The following is an 11,356-nucleotide window of genomic DNA, read 5'->3' on the forward strand; positions in this document are numbered from 1 at the left end:
ACTCTCCCTTGAAGCTGTCTGAACACTACTTTTAGCTGATTTTCTGGGGGGAGGCAAGCTTTTTCGATGTAACTGATTGAGATGTACAAGAAATTAGAAAATTAAAAGCAGAGATTTTGACATTACGTAATGCGGGTTAGGGAGGGAAAATGAATATAGTCCTGTTTAAGTCGAAAAAAACCATCCTCTCCTTCATTCTTGGAGGAGCCGGGACAGTCATCATGCTCATCTTTTTCCTCCTGGGGCCGCCAAAGCTCCTTGCCAAGTCCGAACAGCCGACCTTCTGCGTAGGCTGTCATGTTATGGAAGGAGCATATGAATCATGGGCACATTCAGGCGCCCACCGGAGGAAAACCTGCGTTGACTGTCACCTGCCGAACGGCAACGTAGTCACCCACTATATCTGGAAGTCGATCGACGGCATAAAAGACGTTGCGCTCTTTTATTCCGGCATGGCCCCTGACCGCATCGAACTCACGTCGCACGGGGAAAAGGTCCTCCAGGCGAACTGCATCAGGTGCCACGAACAGACCGCGACGCACATCAACCCCAACAGAAAATGCTGGGAATGCCACCGCAGGACCATGCATGCCCGGAGCGGCGCAATAGAAACGATCTGATAACGAAAGAGGTTTGTCATGAAGATAATAAAGATCATCGTAATGCTCCTGCTCCTGCCGGGTATCCTCACCGGCGGTATTCTAAGCTGTTCGCAGCAGAAAGCTCAGACTGTCAAAACAGTGAACATTTCGGACAGTGAGATATCCCCTGATGTTTGGGGCAAGGCCTACCCCGCGGAGTATGAGCTCTGGAAGAAAACAGAGGAGCCCACGCCTCCCGGCAAAAGCAAATACAAAAAAGGCTTTGACGAGGATAAGATAAGTTATGACAAACTGTCGGAATTTCCGTTCCTTGCCCTCCTGTTCAGCGGATGGGGCTTCGGGACCGAGTACAACGAGCCCCGGGGTCATGCCAACATGCTTGTCGACCAGTTGAACGTTGACGAGGGGCGGGTGAAAGCAGGCGGCGTCTGCCTGACCTGCAAGACCCCCTATGCGCCTAAGCTGGAAAAGGAGCTGGGCAGGGACTACTATGCGAAACCGTACAGGGAAATCCACGCCATGATACCCGAACAGCATAAAAAGCTGGGGGTGGCCTGCATCGACTGCCACGACAACAAGGACATGTCGCTCAGGATCTCGCGGGAATTCACGCTGGGGAAGGCCCTCAAGGACATGGGCATCGACCCCCAGAAGCTCACGCGCCAGGAAATGCGGAGCCTTGTCTGCGCCCAGTGTCACGTTACGTACAGCATCCCCAAGGACAAAGACATGCATTCTACGGGACTCTTCTTTCCATGGCAGGGAAGCGCCTGGGGAAATATATCCGTGGAGAACATTATAAAGAAACTCAGGAGCGACGCCTCATACCGTGAATGGACACAGGCCGTGACGGGCTTCAAGATGGCCTTCATCCGCCATCCAGAGTTCGAGCTGTTCTCAAACAACAGCGTGCACTGGAAGGCAGGGGTCGCCTGCGCCGACTGTCACATGCCCTACACCAGGGTCGGCTCCTCCAAAGTGTCGGACCATCGCGTCACGAGCCCCCTTAAGAATGATCTGAAGGCCTGCGTTCAGTGCCACACCGAAAGCCCTGAGTGGCTGAGAGAACAGGTCATCGCCATCCAGGACAGGACTGTGTCCCTCATGGTGCGGTCAGGCTATGCCACGGCAACCGTGGCAAAGCTTTTCGAAATCGCCCATAAAGCCAGGAAGCAGGGAAAGCGTATTGATAAGGTATTATACGACAAGGCCAGGGACCACTACGACGAGGCATTTTACCGCGTCGTATTTGTAGGCGCTGAAAACTCTGTTGGTTTCCATAACCCTACGGAAGCGATGAGGGTCCTCGGTGACGCCGTTGCTTTTGCCGCAAAGGCCGAGGGGCTCCTGCGCCAGGCCCTGGCCGGGGCAGGCGTGGACGCGCCGATCACGGTGGACCTCGAACTGAAGAAATACCTTGACGAACGCGGCAGGAAGAAGCTGGTGTTCAACAAGAAGTTTGAATTCAAAGACCCCTATGGCGTGCAGGATAAGTTTTAGCGGATTTTTCGTAACTACTCAGGGCTGTTGCGGAGCGTAGGCGCAATAAGAGCGCGCTTGCCCGAACCGATTGCGGTCCTTCGAACATCCAGGAGGCGCGGGCGAAGCGGAAGCGCCGCGAACGCTGTTCATGCCGGAATAATCTATGCCCCCTGCGCTCCTTGCGACAAAGCGCAGTAACTGGCCTGAGTAGTTACGATTTTTCAATCTTTGCGCGCTTCGTATATTTCCTCGAACCGGCCATGGAGCTTTTTAAATATTCGCAGCACGTCCGGATCAAAATGCGAAGGAAGTGTTCTCCCATCGCCATCGGCTATGATCTTGTACGTGGTTGCATGATCGAATGCGGGCTTATAGGACCGGCGGTTTCGCAACGCGTCATATTGGTCCGCGATATTCACAATCCTCCCCTCAATGGGGATCAGCCCGCCTTTATGCCCCTGGGGATAGCCGCCTCCGTCCCATCGCTCATGGTGCGAAATGGCGATCTTTGTCGCGATGATCAGTCTTGGGTGATTTCCAATAATCTTTGCGCCGTAGTTGGTATGCCGCCTCATCTCTTCCCATTCCTCGGGTGTGAGCTTTCCCGGTTTTCTCAGGATATCAGGACGGACATGGACCTTTCCGACATCATGCAAGGTCGCCTGGATCCGCATGGCTTCCACGTAGTTCTCCGGCATCCCAAGCCCTTCGGCGATGGCGGCGGCATAATCACCGACCCGCAGAATATGGTTGCCCGTGTCCTCGTCATTCGCCTCTGACGCGCGCGCAAGCGCATAGACCGTATATTCAAAAGCGGATTCGGTCTCGCGTATCTGGCCGGAGAGGGACCGCAGGACCAGGCTCTGCATAACGAAGCTGTTCAGGACCGATGCGTCATACGCCGTAACATCCCTGCCGTAATTCACGGCAACGATGCAGAGGGCCTCGCTGAGAAAACACACCATATTCGTCGTCATCGCGGGCAAGAGCCCAAGCTCTTTCACAAAAGCCCGGGGCCCGGGACGATCGAGGTCGGCCTCGTTATAATAAATGATCTTCGGACCGACCGTTCCCGCTGCGTCCGGGCAGCGCTGGACGTCATGCTTGATCCGTGTGCGGTTTAACCGGTCGTCCATGAATACGTACTGGTGACACTGCAAGTCGCCCTTTTTATCAGGAACGCCGACGATGACGTATTGCGGCTTACCCGACATTTCGGGTGTTTTCCGGATAAGCTGGCTCACGATTTCGTCTACCTTGGACATAAAGTCGAAGGTGAGAGGATCAAATGACAGCAGGCCCTTCTCGCCGAAGGATATAAAATCGGTGATTTTGTCGTATGCGGAATTGAGCCTGTCGCTCAAGGCCTTCATCTTGAGGAGCATCTTGATCCGCGCGAGCACCTCCCCGGTGTCGAACGGCTTTGAGATAAAGTCCTCCGCGCCCGCCTCTATCCCTCTGATCCGGTCCTCTTTGGCGGTCAAGGCCGTAAGCATGACTACGGGGATGCTCCTATACCGCTCGTCTCCCTTGATCCTCCTGCACACCTCGAAGCCGCTGATTTCAGGCATCATAACGTCCAGAAGCACGAGGTCGATTTCGTTTTTTTTGATCTCCTCCAGGGCGATTGCGCCGTTGTCCGCCCTGACCGCTTCATACCCGCTCGAGACGAGCAGTTTCTCAAGGACCTTTAAATTCATGGGTTCATCATCAACGCACAATATTCTCGGTTTTGATGGAATCATACGACATCTCCTGTCCCGCTCTTTCCAACCGGATTTGAGAATTGAGCTCTCATCATCGCCTGTCGTTTTTCCTCGGGGTTTCCTCACCCATGATATCTCTCCAATGTCGTTTTTACAGACCTCATGAACGCGTCCTTGTCGATGGGCTTCGATATATAGTCAACAAATCCGGACTTCAGCAGCCGTTCCCGGTCGCCTTTCATTGCGTAGGACGTTATTGCTATCACGGGGATGCTCCTTGTGGCCTCGTCCGCCTGAAGGACCTTCATCGCGGCCAGGCCATCCATTAAGGGCATCTGGATGTCCATGAGGACGAGGTGCGGCAGGACTTCCCTGGCCAGTCTGGACCCCGCGGCGCCGTCCTCGGCCTCCAAGACCTCGTATCCCTCTTCCTGAAGCAGGAACCGGAACAGCTTGCGGTTCATCGTGTCGTCGTCAACAACGAGTATTTTCCGTTCCACCTTCATTTCTCGCACGCGTTATTTTTCCGCATGATGGGGATTGAAAAGATGAACTTGCTCCCCTTCCCTACTTCGCTCTCCACCCATATTGCGCCTCCATGGAGTTCGACATATTTTTTGCACAGGTTAAGGCCGAGCCCGGTGCCGGGATATTTTTTGGTAATAGTCGTCTCGAGCTGCTGAAAGGGCTGAAACAGCTTCGGGATGTCCTCGGGTTTGATGCCGGGGCCGGTGTCGGTCACGGAAATCTCGATGGACGATGGACGACCGCTCGCTTCGCTCGCTATGACGACGGACGATTGTTCTTTTTCATCCCTCGTCCCTCGTCCCTCGTCCCTCTCCACACTTCTCGCTCGTACCCGCACGGAGCCCCCTTCCGGCGTATACTTGAACGCGTTGCTCAGGAGGTTCACAAGTATCTGTTTTATCTTCATTTCATCCGCGATGATGGTCTCCAGAGCTTCTTCGACGGCGTACTCGACATGGATGCCGTGCTTAAGCGATTTCTCCTTGAACATCACGAGGCACCGTTCGATCAGGTCCTTCACCCCAAATTCACTCGGTTCCAGCTCCATCTTGCCCGCTTCCACCTTCGATAGGTCGAGGATGTCGTTGATCAGCGTGAGCAGGTGTTTCCCGCTGTTCTCGATATCACGCAGAAAATCCGTCTGCTCGTCCGTCACCGGGCCGGACATGCCGTTCACCAGAATGGACGAGAACCCGATGATCGCGTTCAGAGGCGTCCGCAGCTCATGAGACATGTTGGCAAGAAAATCGGACTTTGCCCTGTTCGACTCATCCGCCGCCTGTTTGGCGACTTCGAGCTCAGCGGTCCGCTTCTTGATCTTTTCTTCAAGCACTTCGTTGTATTTTATTATCATCTCCTCCGCAAGCTTGCGCTGAACAACGGACCCGAGTTGCGCCGAAATCGACGACACAAGGTCGACCAGATGGCTGTCCTTCTCGCGGGTCTTGGACATGTAGAAGGCAAGGACGGCGAGGACCTGATCTCCTACGATAATAGGGATCCCGAGGCCCGATCGTATGCCGATCTCCAATGCTTCCTTGGCTCGAGGAAAAATCACGCCGTTTACCGAAACATCCATCACCCACTCGGGCTTTTTTGACGCCCAGACGCGGCCAGGCAGCCCCGTGCCCGGCGCGAATGCGGCCTTCCTGCTGATTTCGACGAATCGCTCGACATCCTTGAGGGCGCTGTGCCATATATCGCTGTATTCGAGGGCCGTGCCGTCACGACAAGGGACCCATACCTCGGCAAATATCCAGCCGGTGACGTCGCAGATCTTCCTGATGGCAATATTTAACGCGGAGTTGAAATCTTCCGCCTCGCTTATTGCCAGAGACAGTTTCTGCAGAAGATCGAGCTCTTCTTCCGCGCGTCTCCTCTCGGTGATGTCCTGAATGGTCCCCGTCATCCGCACCGGTGTCCCCGCTTCATCAAACGTGGCCTCCGTTTCTACGTGGACGATACGCACCGTGCCGTCCGGCGAAATGGTCCGGTGGTCCATACTAAATGGCTTGGTCCCTGAGAACGCTTCTTCCATGGACTTTTCAACAATTTTCTTATCATCCGGATGAACAATATTGAGATATGCTTCATAAGTCCTGCCGAACTCTTCGAATTTAAACCCAAATATACGATCGACCTCTTCGGAGCAGTATGCCTTGTTTTTTGCGATATCCCAGTCCCAGTTTCCCAAATGCGCTATCCTCTGAGCATTGATGAGGCGGGCCGCGCTTTTTTTCAATTCCTCTTCCGCCCGCTTATGCTCGGTGATGTCCCGCGCAATGCCTATCAGGGCGATCACCTGTCCATCCGGGTCCTTGACCGGTGAAGTCGTTAAGAGCGCGAAGTATTCTGAGCCGTCTTTTCTTCTGTTCATGACCTCTCCGAACCACCCTCCGCCCAGGGTCTTCTTTAATATTTTCTCACCAAGCCCGGGAGGATTATCGGGGGACTGGATAAAGGAGACGGACTGTCCGATCAGTTCGTCCCGGGAATAGCCGAGCTGCCGCAGTGCCTCCGGATTGATATGAATTATTCTGTTTTCAACATCGGCAATGATTATCACATCATTACTGCTGTCGAGGGACTGCGCCAGCATCGCGACCTGCCGGTGGTTAATGGCGTTCTGCATGGCCACGGCGATGATGTCCGCGATGGATGCATAAAGATGCAGATCTTCATCGGACGGCCCCGTCTCCCCCGGCAGATAGAGGCACAGGACGCCGAGCACCTTGTTGCGGGACTTCAGCGGAAGGATGACATGACCGTGCTCTTTCGCACCGCTATACACTTTGGAATGTCTTGTATCTTCCGTATTGCTTTTGGACAGGACCGCCTGTTCCTCCATCGCCGCGATCCCGCACAGGCACTCACCATACCGGACCACGCCGCATCCCGCGATCTGGTCGTCCCCGAAGTTGCGCGACACTATAAGCTTCAGCTCCTTTCTGCCGTTGTCGCTCAAAAAGATTGCGCCCTTTTTCTCCAGGGCCAGCGGCTCAAGGTCCAGGATAGCATCTATGATCCTGCCTGCCATGACCTCCAGCGCGAGGGACTCGCTTGCCGCATGGGAGACCGTGTTCAACACGCCGAGTTCCCGGAGCTTCCTTGCCTTCTCGGTGAAAAGGCCCTTCAGCCGCCCGGCCATTTCATTGAACCTGTTGGTGAGCGTTCCTATCTCGTCGCCGCTCTGTACGGCCAATCGTACATCAAAATTTGCCCGCTCCATTTCTTCTGTCGCATGCGTAAGCCTCCGTAGCGGCCGGATCACGCTTTTGCGCAAATACACGCCGATAAAGATCGCGGCCATCACAAAGCTGCAGAGTATAATTATTCTTACGCGTTCGAACCGCCTTATCTCCTCATCAGAATAAAGTTCGAGGGACTTCACAAACCGGTCTATTTCCCGCACATATCCCTGGATCCGGACGTTGTAGTCCCGTAACAGCGCCCATGCCTTTTGCTCGGGCTCCTCTTCTGAGAGTTCCGCCATTTTCATAAGCAGGGGTTTGAGCTTGCTGTTCCACTCGGCTGTCAGATCATCGAAAAACTGCAATGAAACCTGATAATGCTTGATCGGCTTGATATAGAGCTCCGGGCTGCCATTTCTCAGGTCTTCAATGAGCAGATCGAACGCCCGGATTTCCTTGCGGAGCTCCGCTTTTATGGTCGCCCTTGTCGACTTATCCTCATATTCCATTTCCGCTATCCTCTGGATGCTCCAGGCCATCTCAAAGGAACGGAACCTCATTTGGCCAGCTGAGTTGATCTTAGCGGCTTCACCTTTAATTCTCATGGTGAAATTGAAAGTGGCATATATAAAAGCGCTGAAAAGCGAGACGATGATGAAACTCAAGAAGACATATTTGGCGGTAAGGGATTTGAATTTAAAAAGAGGCATTGTCCACCTCTTGAAGGGCAGGACCTTGCGGGCGCACATCGACGGCGGACGCCTCCGGCGGCTGTTTCCGCAACGGTGTCGGCAAAAGTGAAAACCGCATGTTCATGCTCAGCCTCCGGAGGACAGAAAACCGACTTGCACTGATTTTGTTTATTTACACTGAGGAAACAATCTCATTATTAAGTATCAATCTGTGATAAGAAATTTAATCTTGATAGCAAGTAATCATGATTTGCCCTTGTATGTTAATGCACATACGCCGCTCGCGGATATGATATATATCATATACTCCGGCGTCTGTCCGGGAGTACAATTCAACATGTGCAACATGATAGTCGAATTCCTGAACGTAGGACTTCCCCGAAAAGAGCATTTCCCGGACACAGTGGTCGTCACTGGCATCTGTAAGGAGCCTGTGACAGGGCCGCTCCGGCTCGGGAAAACAGGTTTTGCGGGTGTGGACGGTGTGGGCGATGGAAAGCATCACGGTGGTCCGGACAAGGCCGTCTGCGTGTACAGCATGGACCATTACCCCTACTGGGAAAACGTCCTGGGGTCCAAGCTGGCCCCCGCGGCCTTCGGTGAAAATCTCACCGTCTCGAACCTGAACGAGGACGCCGTGTGTATCGGCGATCTCTTCCGGCTGGGTACCGCCTTGGTGCGGATAAGCCAGCCGCGCCAGCCGTGCGGCACGCTTGCCGCGCGCTACGGGCGGAGCGAGCTGGTCAAACTTGTCGTCGCCTCCGGCCGCACGGGTTTCTATTTCAGCGTCACGGTGGAAGGCGTCGTCACGCGGGGGGACAAACTGGTCCTTGAACAACGGGATCCCCGGGGTGTCAGTATATCTTTCGCCAATCATATATTCCACCATGATAAAAATAATTGTGAGGGTATTGATCGCGTCCTTGCCGTACCCACTCTTTCCGAGTCCTGGAGACGGTCGTTTATCGAAATGAGAGAAAAGTGCGCTTCCGGACCGTAAACGATGCGCCGACATCTTCCGGGTAAAAGTTGTGCGAATGGCTATTCTCAGTGCTGCCAGGCTTTCTCCTTTATCCGGACCGCTCTATTCCCGGTCATTGGCAAGTCACAGTCTGTGGAATTATCATAGCGCCTATCCATTGCGCACCATGCAGAACGCCGCCTTTCCTATATGCTCAAATTATAGCATTGTTATTTTTCAAATGATAAAAAAACTAACCCCATTAAGAATAGTTGTGCTATACATATCCGCTTTCATTCTGTGGATTGTTGGCACTGACATACTCGTGACCAATATCCCAATGTCAGATGATGTCCGCATGAAAATCAGCATTGCAAAAGGCATAATATCTATCTTGGTCTCACCCTTTTTCCTGTACTGGATAATCTTGAAGTATACCTTACAACGCAAGCAACTCGAGGAAACCCCGTTGTTCCTGCTACAGCTCGGTTCTCGGTCCTCAAACGAAGATTTTTTCGAATCACTGGCTCGATACCTCGCCCAGAGCCTGGGGATGGACTTTGTTTGTATTGAACGTCTGCTGGGGGACGGGCTTCTGGCTCGTACGGTGACCATTTTCCGCGATGGAAAGTTCGAGGACAATATGGAGCATGCCCTGAGAGATACCGCCTGCGTCGATGTAGTCGGCAAGTCGTTCTGTTGCTTCCCCCGGGATGTGCGTGGCTTGTTTCCAAAGGACGCAGTGCTCCAGAATATGATGGCGGTGAGTTATGTCGGGACCACCCTGTGGAGTTCCGACGGGAAACCGATCGGCCTGATCTCGGTTGTCGGGCGAAAACCACTGCTGGACGCCGGGCTTGCGGAATCGGTGCTGGAACTAGTCGCTATAAGCGCGGCCAGAGAACTGGAACGCAGGGAATCGGAAGAGGCACTACGGCAGAGCGAGAATTTTCTGAAGGAAGCACAAATGGTGGCGGGTTTGGGCTCTTATGTCCTGGACATATCCACTAGTAAATGGAAAAGCTCTGTGATTCTCAACGGCATTTTCGGCATCGATGAAAAATTTGACCGATCGGTGGACGGCTGGGCTTCGCTGATCCACCCCGACGATCGTCAGATGATGGTGGATTATTTCACCAGGGAAGTCGTGGGCAAGCATCAGTTTTTTGACAAGGAATACCGGATCATCCGGCATAACGACGGAGCAGAGCGATGGGTTCACGGCCTGGGCAGACTGCAACTTAATGCCAAGGGTCAGCCGGTCACTATGATCGGGACCATTCAGGATATTACCAGGCGAAAGGAAACGGATGAGAAGGTCAAGCAGAGCGAGGCCAAATACCGGAATCTCTTCGAATCGTCGAGGGACGGCATCTTCATCATCGACCTCGATGGCAACTTCATCGATGCGAACACTACGGCATACACGCGGCTGGGGTACACGAAAGAGGAGATGCTCGCCCTGCACATCAGCAAGCTTGACCACCCGCAGTTCGCCCCCCAGGTCCCCGATCGCATGAAGCAGATAAACGAGCACGGTTTCGCAGTATTCGAATCCGCCCATCTGCGCAAGGACGGCACCGCAATGCCGGTGGAAGTCAATTCGCGGCTGATGGAGTATGAAGGGAGAACGGTATACTTCAGCATGATACGGGACATCACTGAGCGCAAAAATGCGGAAAGAGAAATCGAGGATGCCCGCTTGAAGATCAAGATATTAAGCGGTATTTTACCAATATGCTCCTCCTGTAAAAAAATACGCGATGACCAGGGCCACTGGAGCCAACTCGAAACCTATGTCTCAAAACATTCGGAGGCTGAGTTCAGCCACGGTATATGCCCTGAGTGTGCAAAAAAACTATATGGTCAGTACTATGACAAGCTGTTTCCAAAAGATCAGTAGTGCACTAATTCTAGGAACCGTAACAGTTTAGTCCTTTTCACAGAGAACCTATAGGAACCTATAGACTCCTATGCGCCCGAAAGCCTTCAACCTCATTGCACTCTCTCTATGACACAGGTCAGAGCGGCATTTCTCCGTCTGTTCTATAAGGTAACATGAAACTGACCTCCTGCAGATGAATGCTCCAGTTGCGCAGTTCGGGTAGAGCACAGCGAAATCCGACGAAGTTATTTTTTAACCAAATGCCCGCCGGTTGCCGTTCCGCCCTATCAAAATAACTTGTAAATTCACCCTTTCTTTGGTACCCTGTGCTCATGACATCGATTATAGGCATGAGAAAAGAAGAGGAGCGAAAAGCCTTCCTCAAGCTATCGCCTTTGGAACGACTCAGGACGATGCATAACCTCTTCCTGGAAATCGTTTCCATCAAGGCCAGGGGCGAACACGTGTCCGAATATGAAGTCTATCGAAGATACCTTAAAAATACCAAACTCCCCCGCCCGAAGAGGAAGTGAGGGAGTTGCCTGAGGAATATTTATAACTATGTTGGCCAGGAACCTCTTGGTGTCACCCATTTAAGGGGCTCCATATGACGTGCGTCATAGGCATTCCCCTCTCCTTATCGTAGAATACCCTCTTGAAACTGTCCACATATCGCAGAATTACACAGGTTTCTTTCATCCTCTTCATCTTCCTCATGCCGGTGCTGAATATCTTCCGGTATGACACGGACACCCATGAGCTGATCATGTTCGGCCAGGTCTGGGGCCTCGGCCTGGAACAGGGTTTCAC

At 53.0% G+C, this 11,356-nt stretch carries 8 protein-coding genes; 4 read left to right on the forward strand and 4 right to left on the reverse strand.

All coding sequences use genetic code 11. From position 1 onward, the window contains the following. Window positions 1–149 precede the first annotated feature (149 nt). Window positions 150–620 (forward strand): cytochrome c nitrite reductase small subunit, encoded by a 471-nt coding sequence (gene nrfH / locus M0R70_16425; protein MCK9420944.1) that lies wholly within the window; start codon window positions 150–152, stop codon window positions 618–620. 42 nt (window positions 621–662) lie between these two features. Beyond that, on the forward strand, window positions 663–2,102 hold the full coding sequence (locus M0R70_16430; protein MCK9420945.1) for an ammonia-forming cytochrome c nitrite reductase subunit c552: 1,440 nt from the start codon (window positions 663–665) through the stop codon (window positions 2,100–2,102). A gap of 203 nt (window positions 2,103–2,305) precedes the next feature. Here M0R70_16430 and M0R70_16435 read toward each other — a convergent pair whose 3' ends face one another. The 3 genes from M0R70_16435 to M0R70_16445 form a co-directional block, all read right to left on the reverse strand. Then, entirely contained in the window at window positions 2,306–3,829 is a 1,524-nt protein-coding gene (locus M0R70_16435; GenBank protein MCK9420946.1) for a response regulator, read from the reverse strand. An 83-nt stretch (window positions 3,830–3,912) separates the two neighbouring features. Further along, window positions 3,913–4,296: a response regulator gene (locus M0R70_16440; protein ID MCK9420947.1), complete on the reverse strand. Its 384-nt coding sequence runs from the start codon at window positions 4,294–4,296 to the stop codon at window positions 3,913–3,915. Further along, window positions 4,293–7,547: a PAS domain S-box protein gene (locus tag M0R70_16445; protein MCK9420948.1), complete on the reverse strand. Its 3,255-nt coding sequence runs from the start codon at window positions 7,545–7,547 to the stop codon at window positions 4,293–4,295. Before M0R70_16445 ends, M0R70_16440 begins: the two co-directional genes overlap by 4 nt. 490 nt (window positions 7,548–8,037) lie before the next feature. On the opposite strand from M0R70_16445, the gene M0R70_16450 reads away from it, so the two are divergent. Together M0R70_16450 and M0R70_16455 are read left to right on the forward strand one after the other, a co-directional pair. Beyond that, complete coding sequence (locus M0R70_16450) at window positions 8,038–8,700, forward strand: MOSC domain-containing protein (GenBank protein ID MCK9420949.1); 663 nt, start codon at window positions 8,038–8,040, stop codon at window positions 8,698–8,700. A 514-nt stretch (window positions 8,701–9,214) separates the two neighbouring features. Beyond that, on the forward strand, window positions 9,215–10,564 hold the full coding sequence (locus M0R70_16455) for a PAS domain S-box protein (protein MCK9420950.1): 1,350 nt from the start codon (window positions 9,215–9,217) through the stop codon (window positions 10,562–10,564). Between the two features lie 368 nt (window positions 10,565–10,932). Here the strand turns inward: M0R70_16455 and M0R70_16460 are convergent, their stop codons facing one another. Further along, a complete protein-coding gene (locus M0R70_16460; GenBank protein ID MCK9420951.1) occupies window positions 10,933–11,139 on the reverse strand; it encodes a hypothetical protein in 207 nt (68 codons plus the stop codon). Between the last annotated feature and the right edge of the window lie 217 nt (window positions 11,140–11,356).

It is taken from the genome of Nitrospirota bacterium, assembly GCA_023229435.1.
Classification (GTDB): domain Bacteria; phylum Nitrospirota; class UBA9217; order UBA9217; family UBA9217; genus JALNZF01.